Raw genomic sequence first — 23,328 nt, forward strand, 5'->3', positions numbered from 1 at the left:
TACCTCCCCCTTCTCATGGGGCGATCACCGCCAGGAGCTCTTCGAGATCGGTCGTGACCATCTGACCGGCCCGCTCCTGCCCCCGGACGACCGACGGCTTCAACCTCTTGCTCGGCCAGATGAAGCTGATGACCGGGTAATCGGTCGCCGACTCATAGCGAGTGTGATCCTTCATGGAGCCGTTGCCTCCGCCGGTCTTCACCTGGATCACCGCGTTACGCGTCACGATGTCGAAGTCGGTGATGTGCTTCCCGTCGGAGCCGACGATCTTGATCTCGACAGCCCTCACGTGGCCAGGGTATCGGGCCTCGATAGCGGCGACGAGCTCAGGAACTCCGGGGTCCGAGGGCGTGCCCACGTAGGACGGAGCGCTGTCGGCGCCGCCGTTGGCCGGGCAGGTGTCGTTGTGGACCAGGACAGGCGCCGCACCCGCCAGCACGTAGTACGTGTGCAGATCGCCGACGGTCATGTTGTGGACCGTGGCGTCCGTCGCCGTCCAGCGCTGGACGCCAGTGATCTGGACGTGCGTACCAGCGCTGGTCCTGAGCCACTGACCAGGCTCGAGATCGGTGGCATCGACCCACTGGCCCAGCTCGGGAACCCAGAACGGATGCTCGGCGGTCGCCGTGATCCGGTCCGTCTTCGCGCCTGCCTTGCCGTCCGTGTCGACGGTGATCTTGATCAGGTGCTTGAGGCCCTGACCCTTGATCTCGGCGGTGACCGGTTCAACGCGGGTCTCCCCGGTTGCCGGGTCGGTCGCGAGAACCTTGTCGCCGGCCTTGACCTTCTCGATCGGCTTGGCGGAGCCGTCGGCCATCAGGACCATCGTGCCGGGCACGAAGCTGTTGCAGCCGGGCGGGTCGGCCTTGCCGGCACCGCCGCTGCCACTGCTGCCACCGTTGCTGCGGGCGGAGGCACCGGACTTGCCGCCGCCTCCACCACCGGAACTCTTGCCTCCGCCTCCACCACCGGAGCTCTTGCCTCCGCCCTTGGTGCCGCCACCGGACTGGGAGGAGGACTTGGGCGCGGACTTGGTCTGGGCCTGCTTCTGAGTGGGGTTACCCGTCTTCTTCTTCGCGGCGGCCGCCGCATCGGCCTTTCTCTTGGCTGCCTCCGCAGCCTTCTTCTTCGCTCTCTGAGCGGCCTCCTTCTTGGCCTTCTCGATGGCGGCCTTCTTGGCCTTCAAGGCTGCCGCCTCGGCGGCCTTGGCTGCCTTGAGGACGGCCTCGGCGGCCTTCTTCGCCGCCTTGAACGACTGGATCGCGCTGATGGTGCGGTTGACCGCCTTGATGACGGACGGGATCTTGCCGAGCTTGGTCCACGGGATCGCGCCGATGATCAGGCTGCCGCAGGACCACATGTCACCGCCGAAGCAGGCCATGGCGTCGTTGATGCCGATGAAGTCCTTCAGCGTCTCCCACGCCACAGCGAGAATCACCGAGGAGAGGGACTTGCCCATGGTGGACTGCGCCTGCGCGACCTGTGCGGCGGACAGACCCGCGCCGGCGAGGGCCGCGGCCTTCTCGGAGGCGGTCAGGCTGACGGCGAGACCGGACGGGTCCGAGTACGTGACCGGATTGTTCTGCGCGTAGGCATAGCCGTTGGCCTGCAGCGGGTCGTTCAGGTCGAGCAGCGGGTCGGCGGACAGGAAGCGTCCGACCACCGGGTCGTAGAGACGGGCGCCCAGCGGCTGGAAGCCGGAGGCGTCGTCCCTGGTCTTGCCCAGGAACCCCTTGTGGGTCTGGAGGTTCTGACCCGCCGTGTCGGCCGCGCGCTGGTTGCCGAACGGGTCCTGCTTGCGCACCCGGACCGGCATCCCGGAGTAGAGCGCGACCTCCGCGTACACGCTGCCCTGGTGGTCCATGGTGAGCGCGTTGAGCGCGTCGCCACTCGTGCCGTTGGCGTAGCGCAGGACCGCGCCACCGGGGGTCGCGTAGGTGCGCTCGGTGCGGACCAGGACGCCGCCCTGCTGGACGGTGACCTGCGCCTCGCCCAGGTTCAACGTGGCCTGCTTGCCCTGGATGGTCAGCAGACGGGCGCCGTCGGGGCCGTAGATGTGACGGGTGTCGTTCTGCGGCAGCCACTGCTGGGCGACCTGGGCCGCGTCACAGGTGGCGAGCACGATCGGTGTCGCGTTGGCGTTCACCGCACCCTGCACCGCGAGGCACAGGCCCGAGGCAACGTGCGTCAGCTGGCCGGCCGCGTTGCGCTTGACCTGCTGAGCGGTGGTGCCGTTGCACTTCTGCAGCTGGGCCGCGGAGCCCGCGGTGTTGGCCGCCGGCTGGAGACACCAGGTGTCGTAGACCGACAGCGTGCCCAGGTCGGCGTTCGCCTGGCCCGGGGCCGGGGTGAAGCGCCATGCCTGCGCGACCGTGGCGTTACAGCTGTAGAGCTGGATCGGCTGACCGGCGGCCGCCAGACCCGACTTCAGGTCGAGGCACTTCTGGCCGAGACCCACGTACGGGGTCTTGCCGTCGGTCCCGGCGCCGGTGATCCGGTCCACCTGACCGTCATAGGTCCAGGTCAGGTCCTGCTTGTCGCCGTTCTGGATCGAGGTGATCGACTTGGTCTCACCGGTCAGCTCGTACAGACGCGTGGCCTCGGCCGTAATCTGCGCACCCGCGGGGGTGGTGTAGGCCTTCGTCACCTTGGTCAGCGTGTGCGGCTGACTGCCATCGGTCTTGCCGTAGGCGTAGGTGCTGACAGCGTCCTTGGCGGTGTTGCCGGAGAGGTCCTTCTCGGACAGCTTGGTCCGGTTGCCGAGCAGGTCGTACTCGTACTCCTGCCAGTAGCCGGAGCCGTCCGCGCCGGAGGCGACGTTGACCGTGCCGTCGGTGTTCTTCGGGTCGGCCGAGCACGAGGTCTGGGACTTGTTGGTCCACGCCTTCTTCAGCTGACCCAGCGGGTCGTAGGTGAAGCACTGGCGCTCCGCGATCCCGACGGACTTCTCCTGGATCGAGGTGACGTTGCCGGCCGGGTCGTAGGTGTACGCCCGGTTCGACACCAGGTTGCCGCCGACCAGACTGGCGTCGCTCTTCTCGCGGTAGACCGACTGCTCCAGGAGCGCGCCGCTGCCCTCGTCGAACGAGCTCTGCGTCCACACCCGGTACGGCTGGGAGCCGAGGGTGGAACGGAGCACTTGGCCGTACGGGTCGTAGACCGTCTCAGAGCCGTACCAGTCCTTGCCGGAGACGGAAAGCGGCTTACCGTCCTTGTTGTAGCGGACGACCAGCTTCTCCGCGCCGAACTTGCCGATCGCCGGAAGCGTGGACCCCTCCAGCATGCCGTTGTCGGAGTACACGTAGTCGTACGTGTAGTCCTTGGCGAAGCCCCACGTGTCGACGATGGACTGCGGCAGAGACTGGGTGGTCGAGGTCGGCTGGTAGTCCTTCGTGTAGCCGTTGACCTTCTGGGTGTACGCCAGGCCGTCGGTGTAGCGAGTGGCGGTGGCGGGCATGCCCTTGGCACCGGGCACGGTGTCGTACGTGTAGTCGGTCAGGACAGTGCCGGTGGAACCGCCCAGACGCTGTTGGATCGGCCGCGACAGCGCGTCATAGCCATTCCACACCTTCACCCCGCGGGCGTTGGTGATGGTCAGCGGGCGGTCCATGTTGTCGTACGTGGTCTGGGTCGTGCCCGAGTCCGGATCGGTGACCGTCTTGATGCGGCCGCGCTGATCGTAGGTCCACGTCCACGGGTGGGTCGGGTCGGTGGAGCTGGTCGCCTTCACGACCTGACCGCGAATGTCGTGTTCGTAGCGCGTCGACGTGAAGCCGCCGGGCGCCGCCGGGTTGAAGGTGTCCGTGCGGACGGTCCGGCCGAGCGCGTCGGTCCACACGCGGTAGGACGAGTCGCCCTGCGGCTGGATGACCTTCGACCAGTCCGCGCCGTACTCGTAGCGGACGGCCCGCTCCGGGTACGCCTTGGACGTGCCCTCCTTGGTGGCCGGGTCCACGTACATCAGGTACGGGGTCTCCTGGACCACGCGGCCCAGACCGTCGTACGTGTAGCGCGTGATGTTCGGGACGGTCGTGTCGGACAGCGGCGTGAACAACTCGCCCGGCTTGGCGTCCTTGGTCAGGTAGGCGTTGTTGGTCTGCCAGACCTCACCGGAGCTGTTGTACAGCGTGTCGGTGACGAGCCAGCCGGCGTCGTTGTCCGCCTCCTCCAGCGACTGCCGCTCACGGCCGAGGCCGTCGTACAGCGTGACCGAGGTCTCGATCCGGTCCTCGTAGCCGCGCGAGTAGGTCGTGACGTACGGAGGCTTGCGGATCTTGAGGTTGGCGTCCTCGGGGTCGGTCTCCTCCTTCGGAACGGTGTAGACCGCGCGGAAGTCCGGCACACCGGAGCCCGGGGTGCGGCCGGGGGCCCAGGCTTCGGCCAGGCGACCCAGCGGGTCGTACACGGCCTGGCTGACGTTGTTGTTCGGGTCTGTCGTCTTGAGGGTGACCGAGCGGCCCGGCTCCAGCTCGATGACGGTCTCGTGCGCCAGCGGGTTCTTCTGGATCACCTTGAAGACCTGGCCCGTCGGGGGGTCGTAGGTGATCGTGTTCGACTGCTGATTCGGGTCGGTCTGCCGGATGACCCGGCCAATGGCGTCGAAGCCCGTGGTGCCGTTGGTCTGGAAGCCGGTGCCGTCACCGTTCAGCGACCAGGACTCGGTGGCCAGAGCACGACTGCTCGCACCGAGCGCGGTGCCGTAGGCCGTGCCGTCGTACGCCGTGCGCACGCCTCCGGCGAGGGACGCGAGGTCGGCGAAGTTCGCGTTCGCGCACGTGGTCGGCGAGGTGAGCGCCTGCTTCGTCAGACCGATGAGGTTCTTGGTCGTCTGGTGCAGGTACTCCAGCCTGGTGCAGGACTCGTCGCCCGTCTTGCCGGTGTCACCGAACGACTCCACCTGGACGGGCAGGCCGTGCGTCGGCTCGTACGTCGTCAGCGTCCTGACCGTGCGCACGGTCCGCGGGTCGTCGGTGTTGGTGCCGGACGACTTGGTGTACGCGATCTCCTCGGGCTCCGTGACGCGCCAGGCCCGCAGCGGGCTCAGTCCGTCGCCGCGGTCGCGCCGGGCGAGTTCGGTCGCCTCGGGCTTGGTGACGCTGCGGCTCAGCCAGTCGGTGTCGGCGTCGGTCGCGTTGGAGTAGGTGAGTTCCTCGGCGATGCGGCCGGCGAACGGCTCGGCGTCCTTGGCGATCTCGGCGCCCGTGATGTCCTTCACGGACACGGTGTCGCCCATGCCGCGGAAGTAACGCGTCACGGCCTTGGAGCGCTTGCTGCCGACGGCCGCGTCGTCGGTGCCGGTGAGGACCGTGGTCTGCTCGAAGCCCGCGAACTGCGAGTAGGTCCGCGTGGACTTCTTGGTGAACTCGGCCTCGGCCAGCTTCCAGCCCGCGTTCTTGTACGCGTACGCCGTCTTGGTGGCGTAGGCGCCGTCGACGTTCGGAAGCTCCTCGATCGACTCGACCACGTACTTGTGGAACCAGTCGATGTCCTCGACGTCGGGGTCCGGGTTCCAGTACGTCGGGTAGCAGAGACGGTTGTTGGACTTCAGCGCGGCCGTGTCCGTCTTGCCGGGCAGGCTGCCGGTGGCACAGCCGCCCTCGATCGGCTTGTACGTGACGATGGTCTCGCCGCCGTACTCGTTGATGACGCGCGCGACGCGCAGCCGGGAGAAGCCGGGGCGCTCCGGGTGGTACGCCTTGACGCGGTTCGGCATGTCCTCGGCGTTGGGCTCGAACCGGACCGGGTTGAGCGTGACGCTCGCGTCGGTCGAGCCGTTGCGGGCGTAGCCGGTGCGCTGGATGGACTCCAGCCACAGGGCGGTGTTCGGGCCGGTCCTCAGCTCGGCGAAGCTCTGCTTGAGCTGGTACACGTCGACGACCTGGCGGGCGCTGGTGTCGGTGCGGCGCTGGGCCGAGGTGGTGATCTTGTCCAGGCGCTTGCGGGACCAGAAGGTCGGGCCCGCGTTCCAGCACATCTTGCCCTTCTCACAGCGCAGGTCGGCCGGAGTGTCGAACCAGATGCGGTAGTTGCCGGGGTCCTTCGACGTGAAGTTGGCCTCGGTGCAGCTCACCGAGCCGACCGTGTAGCAGCGCTCGGCGACGGTGAAGCCGACGCGGGCCGGGGCGGTCGCGCTGAAGATGTTGTCCTTGCGCTGACCGTAGTCGATGTGGTCCAGCCAGCCGTCGCGGTCGTAGACGACCGGGCCCTTGAAGTACAGGTTCCGGGCGTAGTAGTTCTGGTCCTTCTTCCACCACAGCGACATGGCGTTGCCGTGGACGTCCTCGACGTAGTCGAGGCCCCAGCGCCAGCCCTGGTTGCAGAAGGACTTCTTCCAGTCCTCGACCGTCGGACCCTGGTAGCAGTCCTCGCCCGGGTGGTTGCCGTAGACGGGGACGGTGAGGACCGAGTCGGTGGTCGGGTTGGTGGAGGTCCAGCCCGGCAGCCTGTTCAGGCCGAAGTGGTACTTGGTGCCGTCCTTGGTGGTGACGACCCAGTACTCGCCGTCCTTGGCACCGTTGCCGGTGTCCTGGCCCCTGATCTGCTCGATCTTGGATCCGTCACCGTTGGCGGTGAACCACTGCTTCTTGCCCTCGTCCCACACCAGCTCGGTGGTCATGCCGCCGAGGGAGAGGGTGGCGTTGTTCGAGCCCCAGCACAGGTCCGCGGTGCGGTGGGTGGTGTTGTTGGCGCCGGCCTTCTTGGAGTCCTGGCGGCAGTTGTTGTACGTACGGGTGATGGAGCCGCCGTTGTAGTCCCAGCCGTCACCGATCCAGGAGGCCTGGTTGTTGCTGGCGGAGGTACGGCCGTCCACCGACTGCGAGGAGTACGACAGGGCGATCTTCGGCATCAGGCCGCCGGCCGTCTCCGGCGTCTGCACCTGGTACGAGTAGGTGAAGGCGCCCGAGGAGGAGCCGGCCGACCAGGAACCCGAGGACAGCAGCGGGGCGGCGGTGAAGTCACCGGACACCGACGCACCGGTGTCCAGCATGCCGACCGCGCCCGAACCACCCGTGCTGCCGGCGGTCCTGAACGACGCCTTGCGCGCCGAAGCGCCGCCGGCCCCGGTGTCGCCGGCCTCGGCGGACTCGGCGGACTCGTCCAGCAGCTTCGCCAGCGGGATGGTGCCGGTGACGACCGTACGGGTCTTCGCCGTCTTGGCGGCCTTGGCGCGCGTGGGCGCTTCCCCGGCCGACACCGTCTCGACGGTGGAAGGAAGCCGTTCGAACTTGCCCTCGGTGTCCGAGTCGTCCGGGCCCGACATGGCCTGCATGCCGCCGTCGACCTCGCAGTCGCCCACGCCCATGGCGCCGATGACGCAGTCGGGCAGCAGGACGAGGCCGAACCGCTGGGCGGCCTGCGGGCCGTAGAGGTCCTCGAAACCGGTGGTGTCGACGGTGAGCGCGAGCTGAGCCTGCGGGTCGGCGGTCGCCGGCGGCGTGACCTTCATGATCAGACCGGCCACGCCCGCGTCCTGGGACGTCTCGGGGGCCTGGAGGTCGACCGTCCAGTCACCGGCGAGCATCGCGGGGTCGGTGCCCTCCGGCACGCCGATGGCGATGGGCAGGTCGTTCGACAGCGGCACCGTCGTGCCCGGCTCGCTGGTCGACGACAGCGTCGCCGAACCCTCGCCCGCCGTCCACGGGACCGCGTTCTTCGGGGTGTAGGGGTCGATCGGGACCTGCGGCGCGAGGCTCAGCTTCGTGTCGGCCGTTTCGTCGCCTTCGGCCTCCGTGGCCTTCGGCAGGTCGGGCAGGTCGACCTCGGAGATCGACTTCTCGCGGCTCATGCCCGGACCCGGGACGGCCAGCGCCTCCGCGCCCAGGCTCGTCACCGTCAGCGTCGAGGACAAGAGGAGAACGGTCGCCGTGCGGCTTCGCCGCCGACGCCGTCGTTGTGACTCCGTCAAGGCTAGGCGTCCCCGCCCCAGCCATGACAGCGGACCTGAAGCACGCATACGCGTCGACTCCCACCCTGGCAGATTCAGACAACTGATCGAGGTGCGGAAACACCAAAAGGCACACGCCTGCCTCAGGCGCGTGCGTGCGCACCATCTGTCATGTCCGGTGCCTTTTTCAAGATCGGTCAGAGATCGACGACGAAGTGAAAGTGATTTCGATCACAAGGGAAATCGGGACGGAAGATCCCCGACCATGATCAATCAAATTGATCGGATATTCTTCCTGATCATGACAATGCGCCCATAGAATGCCCCGAATCGGGTGCTGTTGACGCCATCTCGGCCGGACTTCGCTTCCCCGTAACGAATTCATAAAAGCATCCCGCGTGGACGTGGTGCTTCGCATGTGTGATCGTGTGCGCGCCCTATGCCCCGCGGCCTGCCGTCCGGGGCTGTCTGTGCTGTCCCCATCCACATGGTTCCCACGGGAGTAGACCGCCGTGACCGCGCCGCCCCGATATCTCAGCCCCTTCGTGCGCACGCGCACACGGCTGTCCCTGACTCTCGGCCTCGTACTGGCCGCCCTGACCGCTGCCCTGCTGCCCTGGTGGCAGCCCACGAACCCGCCCACGACCACCGGTTCGGGAGCGGTGGACGCCAAGCAGGCGTCGACCGGCCCGAAGGACGAGGCCACGGCGAGGGCCGAGGCCGTTCGCACCGGCAAGCAGGTCCTCGTCGAAACGGCCACCACGGCCACGGCCCTGACCTGGGCGCTGCCCGACGGCCAACTCCGCACCCGGACGCACGCGCTGCCGCAGCGGGCGAAGAACGCCGAAGGCCGCTGGGCTCCGATCGACACCACGCTGAAGCGCTCCGCCAAGGCCCCGCGCGGGCTCGGCGTGGCACCGGTCAACGCGGCCGTGCCCCTGCGGTTCTCGAGCGGCGACGCCGACGGTGCGCGAGCGGACCGCTCGTACGTCCGCGCCCCGCAGCCCGGCGAGACGGTCCTGGCGGAGGTCGAGTTCGAGGGCCACACCATCGCCTTCACCTGGCCCGGCGCCCTGCCCGAGCCGGTGCTCGACGGTCCGCGCGCCCTCTACTCCGAGGTGCTGCCCGGCGTCGACCTGCTCCTGGTCGCGCGCGAGGAGGGAGGCTTCGGTCAGCTCCTGATCGTCAAGACGCCCGAGGCCGCCAAGAACCCCGCCCTCGCCCGGATCGGCTACGGACTCCGGTCGGCGACCGCGACCTTCCACAACGACCCCGAGGCCAACCGTGTCCTCGTCCTGAACAAGGCCGGCCAGGAGGTGGCCTCCGTCCCGACGCCCTTCGGCTGGGACGCGAACGGGCGCGACGCCGAGCTCCCCGAGGGCACCACGCCCCGCACCTCCACCGCCACCCCGGCGGACGTGCTGAAGCTGTCCGGCCTGTCCGGCATGGAGCCGGGGGCGAAGAGCGCTCAGCTGCCCTTCTCCCTGGAGGGTGACAAGTCCGGCACGGCCCGCATCTCGCTGGACGTGGCCGGCACCGGCCTGCTGTCCGCCAAGGACGTGGCCTATCCGGTCTTCGTCGACCCGTCGATCAACCCGGGCACCCAGGCCTGGTCGCTGGTCGTCAAGAACTTCGCCAACTCCAGCTTCTACAACGGCACCAACTTCAACGGCGGCACCTCCGAGGCCCGCGTCGGCCACGAGAACGACACGGGCCTCACCGCCCGGTCCTTCTGGCGCATGGGCTTCGACAAGACCATCAAGGGCGCGACGGTCTCCAAGGCCCACTTCAAGGTGCTCAACACCCACTCGTGGTCCTGCGAGACCCGTGAGTTCCAGTTCTACCTGACGGGTTCGATCTCCTCCGGCACGACCTGGAACGCCCAGCCGTCCTGGTCGACGCTGGTGAAGAAGTGGTCCTTCGCACACGGTTACAACTCGTCCTGCCCGGACGCGTACGAGTCGATCGACGTCAAGACCGCCGCGCAGAAGGCCGCCGACAACGGCTGGCCGAACATCACCTTCGGCCTGCGCGCCACCACCGAGACCAGCACCTACACCTGGCGCAAGTTCAAGGCCACCTCCGCCGTGATGGAGGTGGACTACAACCGCAAGCCGAACGAGCCCACCAACGGCACCTCGTCCCCCGGCGGCGCCTGTGTGCCCGGTCCGGGCGGCGGCGTGACGATCGGCAGGACCAACATCGTCCTCAAGGTCTACGCCAAGGACCCCGACAACAACCTGGGCAAGGTCCGCTTCCGCTTCTGGAAGACCGGCGGCACGGTCCCGGCCGGCACCCTGGTCACCGCTCCCGCCTCCGGCGGATACGTCTCGCTGACCATCCCGGCCACCGACCCGCTGATCAAGGACATCACGACCAACACCACGTACTCGTGGGACGTGAGGGCCGAGGACCAGCTCAACGCCGTCTCCACCTTCTTCCCTCCCGGCACCGAGCCGTGCCGCATCACCGTCGACCCGACCGCGCCCCCGGCGCCGATCGTGGACGAGGACACCACCCCGTTCAAGCCCGCCACCTCCGACGGCGCCACCTGGGCGGAGGTGAAGTTCGGCCAGACCGGCCCGATCAGCTTCTCCTCGACGGGAGCGAAGAAGTTCACGTACTCCTGGGGCGGTGTCGGCGCGATCACGATCAACGCCGACGCCAGTGGCAGCGCCAAGGTGACCGCCCTGCAGCCGCCGAACGCCGGCCCGAACACACTGCACCTCTACGCCTTCGACAGCGTCGGCAACCGCAGCGCACGCACGGACTACACCTTCTACGTACCCCCGAAGGACGCGGCCGACGGCCCCGGTGACGTGGGCGGTGACGGCACGCCCGACCTCCTGGTCATCGACGCCAGCGGCAACCTGCGGTCCTACGCGGGCCAGCCCCACGGCGAGCTCTACGGCAGCCTGGCCGCCTCGTACCGCATCGGCACCGACGGCAAGGCGGTCCTCAACCCGAAGGGCCACTGGTACGACGCGGGCTCCTCCCTCAACAACGGGGCGGCCCTGATCTCGCACTACCAGGACACCTACCCGGGTGACGGCACCACCGACCTGTTCGCCCGTACCCCGGACGGCGGCTTCTGGCTCTACCCCGGCGACGGCTACGGCAGCTTCGACGTCGACCGGCGCCTGAAGGTCCGCCTCCCGTCGAACGCCCCCGCGCCGTCGACCTGGATCCAGCTGAAGGCCCTCGGCGACATCACCGGCGACAAGCTGCCCGACGTCACCGTCCGCACCGCCGACGGCGGCTTCTGGGTGCTCTCCGGCTACACCGGCGCCGGCTTCCAGAGCGCGACGCTGATGAACTCCAACGCCTGGGCCCGCCGCGACATCGTCAACCTCGCCGACATCAACAAGGACGGCACCCCCGACCTGCTCTGGCGCAACCTGGACAACGGCAACATGTACCTCCGCCGCGGCAAGCCGGGTTCGGGCACGGGCAGCGTCGACCTCGAGTCCCTGAAGCTGGCCGCCAACGCCGTCAACGGAGACGAGGTGTACGGCGGCAGCTGGACCGAGGCCAACGTCGACGTGGCGATCGGCATCCCGGACATCAACAACGACGGCATCCCGGACATCTGGGCCCGTTTCCCGTCCGACGGCCACATGAGCATCTACCACCCGTCCACCACCAACACCAACGGGCCGGTGAAGACGGTCATCGGTTCCGGCTGGCAGGACAAGAAGGCCTTCGGCTGAGCCTGGCCTTCCACGTCTGACCTTCCACGTCTGACCTTCCACGTCGCAGGTCACCCGACCTGCTGATCCGCGGTTCCTTCCGGGACGGCGGAGGCGGCCGTTCTCCACGCTTCGAGACGTCGAGTCACGAGGCACCGGGAGAACGGCCGCTGTGCGTGGGGCTGTCCGTCGGCGGGGCCGCCCGCCTGCCGTGTCCTCCGTGGCGGGGGAAACTGATGCGGTGAGAAGCGAGAACACCCCCTTCCGTGGCGGCCCGCTCGACGGGCGGGTCCTGCCGATCCTGGTCGGCCCGACCGGCCATCCGCCGAAGTGGTACGAGGTACCGGTGCCGGCCCACGACGGCCGGCCGCCCATGCTGTACACGTACCGGCGCGAGCCCGCGGGGTACACCAAGCGGCTGGGGCTCCAGCGCGGCTGGGTGTACGAGTACGCCCCCGGGGGGCGTGAACGGCGCGAGCTGAAGTGGCCCTGGTCCAAGCCGGGTGGACCGAATGGGTGATGTCCCGAGGCACACCCCGATTCGTGCGTTCATCGGATTAATCGGCGCGTCATGATGCCTCCAGAGTCCGCTCTGGAGGTGGTGGTGAGGTGTCGCGGAGGCTGCTGCGCACGGTCTGTACGGGAGCGCTGGCCGCGCTGACGGTCCTGACCGGCACGGCGTCGTCGGCCGCACCGGCGCCACCACTCCCCTCGGCGGAGCCGGCCCCGGCCCCGGCCCCCGCCGCCGACGACGACGACGCCGCCGCGCTCCCGGCCCCCGGCGGGGACTCCGTGGCCGCGCTGCTGACCCGGCTCCGCACCCTCTACCGGCAGGCGGAGGAGGCCACGGAGCGGTTCAACGCCGCCGAGGAGGCGCTGCGGCTCCAGACCGCCGACAGCAAGCGGGTCGCGGCCGCACTGGAGGACGCCCGTGCCGCCCTGGAGCGCGGGCGGGCCGAGGCGGGGCGGCTCGCCCGGGAGCAGTACCAGGGGCGGACCTCGTACTCCTCGCCGCTGCGGCTGCTCTTCGCCCCGGACCCGCAGTCGGCCCTGGACGCGCGGCACCTGATGGACCGGACGGTACGGGACCGGGTCTCCGCCGTCCCCCGGCTCCGGGCCGCGGAGCGCCGGGCGGCCGGGCTCGTCGCCGCCTCCCGGACCGCCCTCGACCGGCAGAAGGCCCTCGCCGGGCAGCAGCGGAGCCGGCGGGACGAGGCGCGGAAGAAGCTCGCGGAGGTCGAGGCGCTGCTCGCCTCGCTCTCCGCCGAGCAGCTGGCCCGCCTGACCGAACTGGAGCGGACCCAGACCGCGGGCGCCCAGCGCGAACTCCTCGGCTCCGGCGTCCTGGACCACGCCCTCACCCCCTCGCGGGCGGGCGCGGAAGCCCTGCGCTTCGCGGTGGACCAGCTCGGGAAGCCGTACGAGTGGGGGGCGGAGGGCCCCGACGCGTACGACTGCTCCGGACTCACCCAGCGGGCGTGGGCGGCGGCGGGCCGGACGATCCCCCGCACCAGCCAGGCGCAGTGGGCGGAGCTCCCCCGCGTCCCGCTCTCCGCACTGCGCCCGGGCGACCTGGTGGTCTACTTCCCCGGCGCCACCCACGTGGCCCTCTACCTCGGCGGGGGGCTGGTCGTCCAGGCCCCGCGTCCCGGCGCCCGGGTGAAGGTCTCCCCCATCGCGGCCAACCCGCTGCTCGGAGCCGTACGGCCGGACCCGGGCGGCACGCCCCTTGAGTCGTACGCCCCGCCGCCCCTCCCGGAATCGGCCCGGGAGGGATCGGACGAGGCTCTGGCGGATCAGCCGCCGGAGGCCACCGAGGCCAGGTAGGCGGAGGCCTTCTCCGGGTCGAAGAAGTACTCCTCGAAGTCGGCGGGGTCATCGAAGCCGTTGGCGAAGCGGTCGGCCACCGGCTGGAGCTGTCCCGCCGCGCCGATCAGCTGGAGGACGTGCTCCGGCGGCGGGGCCAGCATCGCGTTGGTCCACTTGGTGACGGGCTCGGCGGTCCGCCAGTAGCGGTCGAAGGCGGACCGCATCCACGCCTCGTCGAACGGCTCGTCGCCGCGCTCGACGATCGCCGCGAGGTAGGCGGCGGCGCACTTGGACGCCGAGTTCGCGCCCTGGCCGGTGATCGGGTCGTTGGCGACGACGACGTCCGCCACGCCCAGGACCAGGCCGCCTCCGGGCAGCCGGCCGACGGGGTTGCGGACGGTGGGGGCGTAGCGGCCGGCGAGGGTGCCGCCGGCGTCGGTCAGCTCGACCCTGGTGGCGCGCGCGTACTCCCAGGGCGTGAACTTCTCCATCAGCTCCAGGGTCAGGGCCAGGTGCTCGGCGGGGTCCTTGACGCCCCGGAAGGCGTCGACGGGGCCGCCGGGGACGCCCTCCCAGAAGAGGATGTCGGCGCGGCCGCTCGTGGTGAGGGTCGGCATGACGAAGAGCTCGCCGACACCGGGCACGAGGTTGCAGCGGACCGCGTCGAAGTCGCCCCTCCCCAATGACTCAGCCTCGGGGCGGGGGCCGAGGCCGTGCACGTACGCGACGGCCAGCGCGCGCTGCGGCTCGGCGTACGGGGAGCGCTCGGCGTCCCGGTCGAACAGGGAGACCAGCTCGCCCTTGCCGGCGGCGACGAGGACCAGGTCGTAGCGGCGGGCGAAGAAGTCGAGGTCGCCGACGGCCGCGCCGTGGATGACGAGCTGGCCGCCGCGCTGGGCGAAGGTCTCCATCCAGCCGGCCATCTTCACGCGCTGGTCGACGGACTGGGCGTAGCCGTCGAGCCTGCCGACCCAGTCGACGACGCGGGCCGACTCCGGCCCTGCGACGGAGACGCCGAGGCCCTCGATCCTCGGGGCCTGCGGCTCCCAGAAGTTCAGGCCGAGGTCGCGCTCGTGCTGGAGCGCGGTGTCGAACATGCACTGGGTGGACATGACGCGGCCGGAGCGGATCTCGTCCGCCGTCCGGTTGGACATGAGGGTGACCTCGTATCCCCGGGACTGGAGGCCGAGGGCGAGCTGGAGGCCGGACTGTCCGGCGCCGACTATGAGTATCTTCCGCATGGCGGGGCTCCTGGCGAAGGCGAAAGGTGGGGCGGGGGGCGGCGGCGGGGGCAGGGCGCGGCGGCGGGCACGCGCGCGTGAGGCGGCTTTTCGGGCCCGGCTATTCGGGCGTGGCGGCGAGCGCGTGCTCGACCATGGTGAGCAGCGTCTCGACGACGCTGTACCGCTTGCGCGCGTCCATGATCACCACGGGGACCTCGGAGGTGATCGTCAGGGCCTCCCTGACGTCCTCCTCCTCGAACCGCTCGGTGCCCTCGAAGTGGTTGACCGCCACGACGTACGGCAGACCGCAGCTCTCGAAGTAGTCGAGCGCCGGGAAGCAGTCGGTGAGGCGGCGGGTGTCGGCGAGCACGATCGCCCCGATCGCGCCCCGTACCAGGTCGTCCCACATGAACCAGAAGCGCTGCTGGCCGGGGGTGCCGAAGACGTACAGGACGAGGTCGTCGGCGAGCGTGATCCGGCCGAAGTCCATCGCCACGGTGGTGGTGAGCTTGTCCGGGGTGGCGGTGAGGTCGTCGGTCTCCTCGCTGGCGCGGGTCATCAGCGCCTCGGTCTGGAGCGGGGTGATCTCCGAGACCGCGCGGACGAAGGTGGTCTTGCCGACGCCGAAGCCGCCCGCGACCACGATCTTCGTCGCGATCGGGGCGCGGGAGTGGTCGAGCTGCCAGTCCTGGGCGCCGTCCTCGGGGTCGGGTTCCCCGGTCGTGGGCCCGGGCTGGGCGGGGATCACCGCGGTGGGGACGGCGGGATCGGCGGTGTCGACAGCGGGGTCGGCGGTGGTGTCGACGGCGGTGGCGTCAGAGACGGCGGAGTCCACTCAGCACCCTTTCGAGGAGCGCGCGGTCGGGCCGGTCGGTGCCGTGACCGGTCCCGTACACGCGGATCTTTCCCTGGTCGGCCAGGTCGCTGAGCAGCACCCGGACGACACCCAACGGCATCTTGAGGAGGGCCGAGATCTCCGCCACCGTCCGCATCCGGCGGCAGATCTCGACGATGGCGCGCATCTCGGGCATGAGCCCGCGGGCGCCGGGGCCGCCGTCCGTGAGGGCCTTGCGGGCGATCGGCGCCTCCAGGGCGGCCACGAAGGTCTCGACGAGCAGCACGTGCGCGAACCGGGTGCGTCCTCCGGTCAGCGAGTACGGGCGCACGCGCGCGGGGCGCCGTCCTTCGCCCCGTACGGGCAGCCGGTGGGCGGCGGCGGTCAGCGAGGTCACCGGAAGCTCTCCATGGACTTCCGCAGCTCGCTGCGGACTTCGGGGGTGAGGACGTGTCCCGCGCGGCCCACGAAGAGCGCCATGTGGTACGCGACGACGCTCATGTCGCAGTCGGGGGCGGCGTGCACGCCGAGCAGCGAGCCGTCGCTGATCGACATGACGAAGACGTTGCCCTCCTCCATGGCGACCATGGTCTGCTTCACCCCGCCGCCGTCCATGAGCCGTGCGGCGCCGACCGTCAGGCTGCCGATGCCGGAGACGATGGTGGCGAGGTCGGCGCTGGAGCCGCGCGGACCCCGGGGCCGGGCGGTCTCGGGGGCGGGGCCCGGGCGCTCGTCCGGGTCGGAGGAGAGCAGCAGGAGCCCGTCGGAGGAGACGACGGCGACCGAGCGGACGCCCGGCACCTCCTCCACGAGGTTGCCCAGCAGCCATTGCAGGTTGCGGGCCTCCGTGCTCGGTCCGTACGCCCCGGTGGTGCCGGTCGCTGCGGTCGTACTGGTGGTGCTCGTTCCCGTGGCGGTCAACTGCGTGCCTCCTCGACTGTGTCCCCCGTCATCTCCTCTGTACGCGCGGTGCTCTCGGCGGCTATCTGCGCCTCGACGTCGCGGCGGCCCGCCACGGCGCCCCGGTGGAAGCCGCCCAGGCGGCGGCGGAGTGCCTCGGCGTCGACCGCGCCCCGGCGGGGGGCGGGGGTCGCCGCGGGAGCGCGGACCACCTGGGGGGTCCGCTTGGGCAGGCCCTTGTCGGTCACGCGTTCCCACTGCGCGGGACGCGGCCCGGGGACCTGCGCCTGCTCGGTCTGCGTCTGCTCGGTCTGCTCCGGTACGGCCGTGACCGGCGGCTCGACGACGCGCTCGTGGCGGTCCGGCTCGGGCGGCGGGTCGGGGAGGCGTACCTGGAGGGTGGTCTCCGAGACGGACTCGGCGGGCGGTGCGACGTGCGGTACGCCGGACGGTTCCGGTTCCACGTGGGCAGCGGGCTCGGAGCCGTACGACTCCTCAAATCCGCCCTTTCCGTCCTTCTCCGTCACGAGGGGTACGGGCTCCGCCGGTACGGGCTCCGCGGCCGGGGGCTCGGCCGGTACGGGCTCCGCCTCGCGGAAGGCGCGCTCCGCGGCTTCCACGAGCGGGTCGCGGGTGCGGGACGGCAGGGCGTTGGAGTTGGCCTCGGCCTCCGAGCCGGGGAGGTGGAGCACGGGTACGGGGCCGTTGCCCGCGATCCGTACCGGCTCGGTGACGGCGGCCGGCGGCGCGGTCGGCAGCAGCGGGAGCGGCAGCACCACGACGGCGGCCGTGCCTCCCGGCTTCTGGTCGCGCAGCTCGACGCCGACGCCGTGGCGGGCGGCGAGCAGGGCGACGACCCGCATGCCGAGCCCCTCGCCCTCGAAGGCCTCCGGGTCGGCGGCGGCGAGGCGGGCGTTGAGGTCGGCGCGCCGGGCCTCGGGGATCCCTATGCCGGAGTCCTGGACGGAGAGCATGATCTCGCCGGTCTCCAGGAGCCAGCCGGAGAGCTGGACCTCGGCGTCCGGCGGGGAGAACGAGGTCGCGTTCTCCAGGAGTTCGGCGACGAGGTGGCTCAGGTCGTCCGCGGCGAAGCCGGCGATCTGGGCGTGCGGCGGCAGCGACTGGATGGTGACCCGCTCGTACCGTTCGATCTCGCTGACGGCGGCGCGCAGCACGTCGACCAGCGGGACGGGCCCGGCGTGGCCGTGGACGTGCTCGTGGCCGGCGAGGACCAGCAGGTTCTCGCTGTGGCGGCGCATGACGGTCGCCATGTGGTCGAGCTTGAAGAGGGTGGCGAGGCGGTCCGGGTCCTGCTCGCGCTCCTCCAGCTTCTCGATGACGCCGAGCTGGCGGTCGACGAGGCCGAGGCTGCGCAGCGAGAGGTTGACGAAGCTGTGCCGGACGGTGTCACGGAGCCGTTCGAGGTCGGCGGTGAGGACCGCGATCCGGCTCTGGAGCTCGGCGCGCTGGGCGGCGAGCTCGGCCTCCGCGGCCTCCTGGGCGGCTTCCTGGGCGGCGAGCAGTCCGGTCCGCTCGCCGGTGAGCCGGCCGGTGTGGGCGGCCAGGGCGGCGAGCTGCCCGTGGAGGGTGTTGAGGGAGCGGACGACCTGCGCGAACTCGTCGTTGCGCCCGGTGAAGCGGACCGCTTCCTCGGCGGCGGGATCGGGCGCGGCGGCGAGCCGGGCGGCACCGCGGCGGAGGACGGAGAGCGGGCGGGTGAGGCTGCGGGCGACGTAGGTGGAGACGGCGACCGCGAGCAGCAGACAGCCGCCGAGGAGGGCGAACCGCAGTTCGAGGGCGGTGACGTCGTCGTCCCGCAGGGCGGTGAGCCGCTCGACCCGCTTGGCGGCGAGGGTGGACTCGACTCCGCGCATCTGCTCGATGCGGGCGGAGAGCGCGGCGTCCAGGCCGGACGGGGAGGTGCGGGTCTCGCCCTCGGAGAGGGTGGGCTGGTCGGTCAGCCGGGCCAGGGCCTGTTCGGCGGTCTTGACCTCGGGTCCCGTGACCGTCTGGGCGAGCGAGTCGCGGGCGGCGGCGCCGGCGGAGCGGTCGAAGTCGCCGAGGGCGGCGAGTTCGCGGACGCGGGCCTGCTGGGCGGCGGCGCTCAGCTGGTCGCGGGCGCGCGCGGCCTCCTCGGCGCCCTCGGGCTCGTCGGCGACGTAGGTGTTGGTGGCGGGGTCGTAGTGGAGGTCGCCGGTGGGCTCGGGCTGCGGGACGGCGAGCGCGGCGAGGAGCAGGCCGCGGGTGGCGGAGGCCTGCTCGACGGCGCGGCCGAGGTCGGCGGGGGACCGGCCGGAGCCGGTGAGGCCGGGGTCGGCGGCGCGGGGCGGGGTCCGTTCGGCCAGCTCCTCGGCGAGGTCCTGGAGCTTGGCGATGACGTCGCTGTACGCCCGGTGGGCCTCCAGGGCGGTGCCCTTGCCGGTGACGGCGGCGCGGCGGACGGAGGCGACGCTGGCGAGCTCGCGGCGGAGCGCGTCGGGGGCGGCGGCGCGGATCTCGTCGATCTGGCGGTCGACGCGGGCCGGCTTGGCGGGGGTGAGGGCCCGCCGCTTCTTCTTGGGGCCGGTCTGCTCGTCGCGGCCGGCGGCGACGAAGGCGACGACCTCGTCGCGCTCGTCGGCGAGGGAGTGGGCGAGGGTCACGGCCTGCCGGTCGAGTTCGGCGAGGGTGACCAGGCGCCGGGACTCGTTCAGGTCGGCGGAGGCGGTGAGGACGGCGGGGGCTCCGGCGCCGAGCACGATGACGCCGACGAGGGCGACACCGGCGACGAGGCGGGTGCGGACGCGCTTGGTACGGCCGCCGGGGGTGCCGGCTGTGCTTCCGTTCGGGGTCCCGGGGGCGGGCGCGGTGGCCTGGGCCGGCGCGGTGCCGGGGAACGGCGCGGTGCCGGGGGTCGGCGGCTCACCGGGGGTCTGGCTCCGCGCGCCGTTCATGCTCCGAGGCCGCTTCTTCTGCACCGGTGCTCGCATTCTTGACTCGTCCGCCCACACAGCAGAGGTGACGGCCGGTCACGAGGCTCCGCCCCCACCCCTGGTACGGCTTCCGACCATTCCAGCGCTTCCGGGTAGGAGACGGGCATCGGCCGCTCCGCCACCCGAACGAGTGAACAACACTCCTGAGTTGGCGAACAACTTCCGGAGGGCGCCGCCGGGAGGCCGTGACGGGCCCCGGCTGGATCTTCGGGGCGGGCTTTGGCAGGATGCCCGCCCGCAGCTCGCCGGAGGTCGCGATTCCGCCTTCGATTCCGGTCACGACCGGTTGGTACAGTCCATTTTCGGCCCTTTGCAGACGTTGTGAAGACGCCGCGACGGCCGGGCACACTGGACATCATGCGCAGCGAAGTCGCCACCCTCCCCGGCAGCCCCGAACGCCCCAACGAGGACTGGGCAGCCGCTGCTCTGCCCGGCCCGAACGGCGGGGGACGCTCATCCTCCTGGACGGCGTCACACCCCCCGCGGGTGATGTGGGCTGTGTGCACACGGTGCCGTGGTTCACCACCCACCTCGGGGGATCTTTGACCGAACTGTCGGTTTCCCGGGCCGATCTGACGCTGTCCGAGATTCTGTCGCTGGCAATCCGGCGCACCGCGGAGCTCCACGCGGAAACCTGTGACCTTTCTCACGTGCGAACGCCTCAGGCAACGGTGGTCCTCGCCCGCTGGGACACGACCGCCGTCGAACACCTCGTCCTCTCCGACTCGGTCCTGCTGCTCCAGGCCCCGGACGGCGCGGTCCGGGCGGTGCGGGACGACCGGCTGGACCGGGTCCCCCGCGAGGTGCTCCGCTCGCACGAGGCGACGGACCGGCTGCGCAACCAGGAGGGCGGCTTCTTCACGGCGGCGGCGGACCCGTCGGTGGCGGAGCGGGCGGTGACCGGTACGACCCCGCTGGCGGAGGTACGGGCCCTCGCGGCGCTCACGGACGGGGCGAGCCGCTGGGTGGAGCTGTTCGGGGCGGGCGACTGGGCGGAGTGCGCCGGCGTCCTGGCGAAGGAGGGTCCCTCGGGGCTGCTCCAGCGGGTCCGGACCCTGGAGACGGCGGACGCGGCGGCGGGCGGCGTACGGCGCTGGAAGCTCCACGACGACGCCACGGCGGTGTACGTGGCCTTCTGAATCCCGCCGTTCTCGGGGTCCCCGGCCCGGCTCAGCCCTCCGAGCGCTGGTTGAAGTGGTGGAGGAGCCGGGCCAGTTCGGCGACCTCGGCGCGGTCCCAGCCGGCGAGCTTGCGGACGTACCGCTCGCGGCGGGCGTCGCGGACGTGCCGGAAGCGGGCGCGGCCCTCGTCGGTGAGCCGGACCAGGGAGGCGCGGCCGTCGGCGGGGTCGGGGTCGCGGGCGACCAGGCCGAGCTGTTCGAGGGCGCGCAGCTGGCGGCTCATGGTCGCCTTGCCGACGCCGAAGTAGGCGGAGAGGTCGGTGGCGCGCTGGGGCCCGGCGTCGTCGAGCCGGACGAAGAGCCCGTACGCGGCGGGCTCCAGCTCCGGGTGGACCTCACGGGCCATCTCCCCGGACTGGGCGCGGGCCCGGCGCAGGAAGACGGCGAGCTCCCGCTCCAGGGCCAGGAACTCCCGCTCGGCGGCGGGCGGGAGGGGGGCTCCCGCGGAGGCCGGGGCCCCGCCGGCCGTACCGGTACCGCCGCTTCCCCCGGCCACACCGTCACCGCTGCTTCCCCCGGCCGCGGCCCCGCCTCCGGGCGCGGCGCCGCCCTCACCGCTCGTACCGCCTGCGCGCACGCCGCACCTCCCACACCTGTTCCGCCGGCTGAAAGTTTCCCGCCGCGGCGGGCATCGCCGCAGCTCCTTCAGTATTTCGCAGGCGTAGACCAACGGCGGCGCCCGGGCCCTCTTCCACCCCACCTGTCTACGTGCGTAGAGTCACCGGCGAGCACGTGACTGTCATGTCCACACCATCTCACCGACCCCTCGGGAGTCACGCCATGCGTGTGCGCAGATCCGTCCCCACCACCCTGCTCGCCGGCCTCGCGGCCACCACTCTCGCCCTCCCCCTCGCCGGTCAGGCCGGCGCCGCCGACCCCGGCGCCCGGGGCGCCGTCCCCGCCCGCGGCACCGCCCACATGGGCATGGGCGTCCTCCGGCACGACGGCCAGGGCAAGGCCGCCCCGGGCGGCGTCTCCACCCTCGCCGTCCAGACCGAGGGCGTCGACGTCTCCAGCCACCAGGGCAACGTCGCCTGGTCCACCCTCTGGAACAGCGGTGTCAAGTGGGCCTACGTCAAGGCGACGGAAGGCACGTACTACAAGAACACCTACTTCACGCAGCAGTACAACGGCTCGTACAACATCGGCATGATCCGGGGCTCGTACCACTTCGCCACCCCGGACACGACCACCGGCGCCGCCCAGGCCGACTACTTCGTCAACAACGGCGGCGGCTGGTCCAAGGACGGCAAGACCCTTCCCGGCGTGCTCGACATCGAGTGGAACCCGTACGGCGCCACCTGCTACGGCAAGAGCCAGTCCGGGATGGTCTCCTGGATCCGCGACTTCCTGAACCGGTACAAGTACCGGACCGGGCGCGACGCCGTCATCTACACGGCGACCAGCTGGTGGAAGCAGTGCACCGGCAACTACTCCGGCTTCGCCACCACCAACCCGCTGTGGATCGCGCGGTACGCCTCCACGGTGGGCGAGCTCCCGGCCGGCTGGCCGTACTACACGATGTGGCAGTACACCTCGACCGGCCCGACGGTCGGCGACCACAACCGCTTCAACGGCGACCTCTCGCGGGTCCAGGCGCTCGCGAACGGCTGACGCCCGCCCGCTGGACGGCGGCCCCGGGGTGCGGCGGCGCCCCGGAGCCGCCGTTCCGTGCGCCCGCGCTTTTTCCGCCCACCCCCTTGCCGATTGGTATGGACCAATGCGACTCTCTACCCCGACCGCACGGGTTTCAACTTCCGTGTGCCACGCGCGCGTTGCTCGTCCCGTACTCCCCCACGCACGAGAGAGAGCCTCCGCATGCCCTCCACCCGCCGCACCGCCGCCGGCGTCGCCGCCCTGTCCGCCGCGGCCGCCCTCGTGGGCCTCACCCCCACCACCGCCGCCGCCCACGGAGCCGTCTTCAACCCCGTGAGCCGGATCGCCGCCTGTTACGCCGAGAACCCCGAGAGCCCCGACTCGCAGGTGTGCAAGGACCTCGTCGCCGACTCCGGCACCCAGCCGCTCTACGACTGGAACGAGGTCAACATCGCCAACGCCGACGGCAACCACCAGGCCCTCATCCCCGACGGCAGGCTCTGCTCGGCGAACCGCGAGAAGTACCGGGCCCTCGACTGGGCGCGTACCGACTGGCCCGCCACCCCCGTCTCCACCGGCTCCTTCGGATTCAACATCCGGGTCACCGCCCCCCACTCCGGGACGATGACGATGTACCTCACCAAGGCGGGCTTCGACCCGACGCAGCCGCTCAAGTGGTCCGACCTCGACGCCACCCCGGTCGCGGTGCACCACACGACCCGCACCGCCACCGACGGCTACTACTCCTTCACCGGCAACCTGCCGGCCCGCTCCGGCCGTCACATCGTCTACATGGTCTGGCAGCGCAACGACAGCCCGGAGGCGTTCTACAGCTGCTCGGACGTCACCTTCGGTCCGGCGGCCGCCGCGACCTCCGCCAGGGCCGAAGCGCCGTCCGAGGCCGAACTGGCCGCCGGTGCCCACATGTCCACCGTGAGCCACGCGGGCCACGGCGGCGACGAGCAGCCGCCCGCGCTCTCCGCCGAGGCGGCCGAGGCCCCGGCATCCCCGCTGCCCCTGGCTCTGGCCGGCGCGGGCGCGCTCGCCGCCTTCGGCGCGGGCAGCCTGCTCCTGGGCCGCCGCCGCGACGCCTCCTGACCTCTCCCCCAGAGGAGCCGGAAGCCGAATGGAGCCCCCTGGAGCCACTCTCCAGGGGGCGTTTTCGCGCCATTCATACCGGGACGGGTGGAAGACGGGACGTTCGTGGACAGCCTTGGAGAAAGCTCTGTTCGAACGGC

At 71.1% G+C, this 23,328-nt stretch carries 12 protein-coding genes and 1 pseudogene; 6 read left to right on the forward strand and 7 right to left on the reverse strand.

The window, feature by feature from the left end; all coding sequences use genetic code 11:
* Positions 1-13 precede the first annotated feature (13 nt).
* Positions 14-7,786 (reverse strand): ricin-type beta-trefoil lectin domain protein, encoded by a 7,773-nt coding sequence (locus QK442_RS09005; RefSeq protein WP_282693394.1) that lies wholly within the window; start codon positions 7,784-7,786, stop codon positions 14-16.
* A gap of 644 nt (positions 7,787-8,430) precedes the next feature.
* On the opposite strand from QK442_RS09005, the gene QK442_RS09010 reads away from it, so the two are divergent.
* The 3 genes from QK442_RS09010 (at position 8,431) to QK442_RS09020 (ending at position 13,401) form a co-directional block, all read left to right on the forward strand.
* Complete coding sequence (locus tag QK442_RS09010; protein ID WP_282693337.1) at positions 8,431-11,595, forward strand: DNRLRE domain-containing protein; 3,165 nt, start codon at positions 8,431-8,433, stop codon at positions 11,593-11,595.
* A 220-nt stretch (positions 11,596-11,815) separates the two neighbouring features.
* Positions 11,816-12,094, forward strand: a complete 279-nt coding sequence (locus tag QK442_RS09015; RefSeq protein ID WP_282693338.1) for a hypothetical protein — start codon at positions 11,816-11,818, stop codon at positions 12,092-12,094.
* Positions 12,095-12,183: 89 nt separating this feature from the next.
* A complete protein-coding gene (locus QK442_RS09020) occupies positions 12,184-13,401 on the forward strand; it encodes a C40 family peptidase (protein WP_282693339.1) in 1,218 nt (405 codons plus the stop codon).
* Here QK442_RS09020 and QK442_RS09025 read toward each other — a convergent pair.
* The 5 genes from QK442_RS09025 to QK442_RS09045 form a co-directional block, all read right to left on the reverse strand.
* On the reverse strand, positions 13,371-14,624 hold the full coding sequence (locus QK442_RS09025) for a styrene monooxygenase/indole monooxygenase family protein (protein WP_282693340.1): 1,254 nt from the start codon (positions 14,622-14,624) through the stop codon (positions 13,371-13,373). The two genes, QK442_RS09020 and QK442_RS09025, sit on opposite strands and share 31 nt — an antisense overlap.
* A 100-nt stretch (positions 14,625-14,724) precedes the next feature.
* Positions 14,725-15,354 (reverse strand): ATP/GTP-binding protein, encoded by a 630-nt coding sequence (locus QK442_RS09030; RefSeq protein WP_282693395.1) that lies wholly within the window; start codon positions 15,352-15,354, stop codon positions 14,725-14,727.
* 67 nt (positions 15,355-15,421) lie between these two features.
* Entirely contained in the window at positions 15,422-15,838 is a 417-nt protein-coding gene (locus QK442_RS09035; protein WP_282693341.1) for a DUF742 domain-containing protein, read from the reverse strand.
* Positions 15,835-16,362 carry a roadblock/LC7 domain-containing protein gene (locus QK442_RS09040; protein ID WP_282693342.1) on the reverse strand — a complete coding sequence of 176 codons (528 nt, stop codon included), beginning with the start codon at positions 16,360-16,362 and terminating at the stop codon, positions 15,835-15,837. The genes QK442_RS09035 and QK442_RS09040 overlap by 4 nt, the downstream gene beginning before the upstream one ends.
* Positions 16,359-19,274 carry a nitrate- and nitrite sensing domain-containing protein gene (locus tag QK442_RS09045; protein ID WP_282693343.1) on the reverse strand — a complete coding sequence of 972 codons (2,916 nt, stop codon included), beginning with the start codon at positions 19,272-19,274 and terminating at the stop codon, positions 16,359-16,361. The genes QK442_RS09040 and QK442_RS09045 overlap by 4 nt, the downstream gene beginning before the upstream one ends.
* A 396-nt stretch (positions 19,275-19,670) precedes the next feature.
* On the opposite strand from QK442_RS09045, the pseudogene QK442_RS09050 reads away from it, so the two are divergent.
* A pseudogene (locus tag QK442_RS09050) lies at positions 19,671-20,452 on the forward strand (hypothetical protein).
* Positions 20,453-20,483: 31 nt separating this feature from the next.
* Here QK442_RS09050 and QK442_RS09055 read toward each other — a convergent pair.
* Entirely contained in the window at positions 20,484-21,071 is a 588-nt protein-coding gene (locus tag QK442_RS09055) for a MarR family transcriptional regulator (RefSeq protein WP_282693344.1), read from the reverse strand.
* Between the two features lie 203 nt (positions 21,072-21,274).
* Between QK442_RS09055 and QK442_RS09060 the strand changes: the two genes are divergently transcribed.
* The gene (locus QK442_RS09060; RefSeq protein ID WP_282693345.1) at positions 21,275-22,108 is read left to right on the forward strand and encodes a lysozyme; all 834 of its coding nucleotides are present in this window, start codon (positions 21,275-21,277) and stop codon (positions 22,106-22,108) included.
* Positions 22,109-22,312: 204 nt separating this feature from the next.
* A complete protein-coding gene (locus QK442_RS09065; RefSeq protein WP_282693346.1) occupies positions 22,313-23,188 on the forward strand; it encodes a lytic polysaccharide monooxygenase in 876 nt (291 codons plus the stop codon).
* Positions 23,189-23,328: the final 140 nt, after the last annotated feature.

Source organism: Streptomyces sp. CC208A, assembly GCF_030010625.1.
Taxonomy (GTDB): Bacteria; Actinomycetota; Actinomycetes; order Streptomycetales; family Streptomycetaceae; genus Streptomyces.

Bases quoted from the DNA above. Each gene is read 5' to 3' on its own strand.
- QK442_RS09060 (WP_282693345.1), top strand. From the start codon at position 21,275: ATGCGTGTGCGCAGATCCGTCCCCACCACCCTGCTCGCCGGCCTCGCG.
- QK442_RS09005 (WP_282693394.1), bottom strand. From the start codon at position 7,786: ATGAGCCGCGAGAAGTCGATCTCCGAGGTCGACCTGCCCGACCTGCCG.
- QK442_RS09065 (WP_282693346.1), top strand. From the start codon at position 22,313: ATGCCCTCCACCCGCCGCACCGCCGCCGGCGTCGCCGCCCTGTCCGCC.
- QK442_RS09025 (WP_282693340.1), bottom strand. From the start codon at position 14,624: ATGCGGAAGATACTCATAGTCGGCGCCGGACAGTCCGGCCTCCAGCTC.
- QK442_RS09045 (WP_282693343.1), bottom strand. From the start codon at position 19,274: ATGAACGGCGCGCGGAGCCAGACCCCCGGTGAGCCGCCGACCCCCGGC.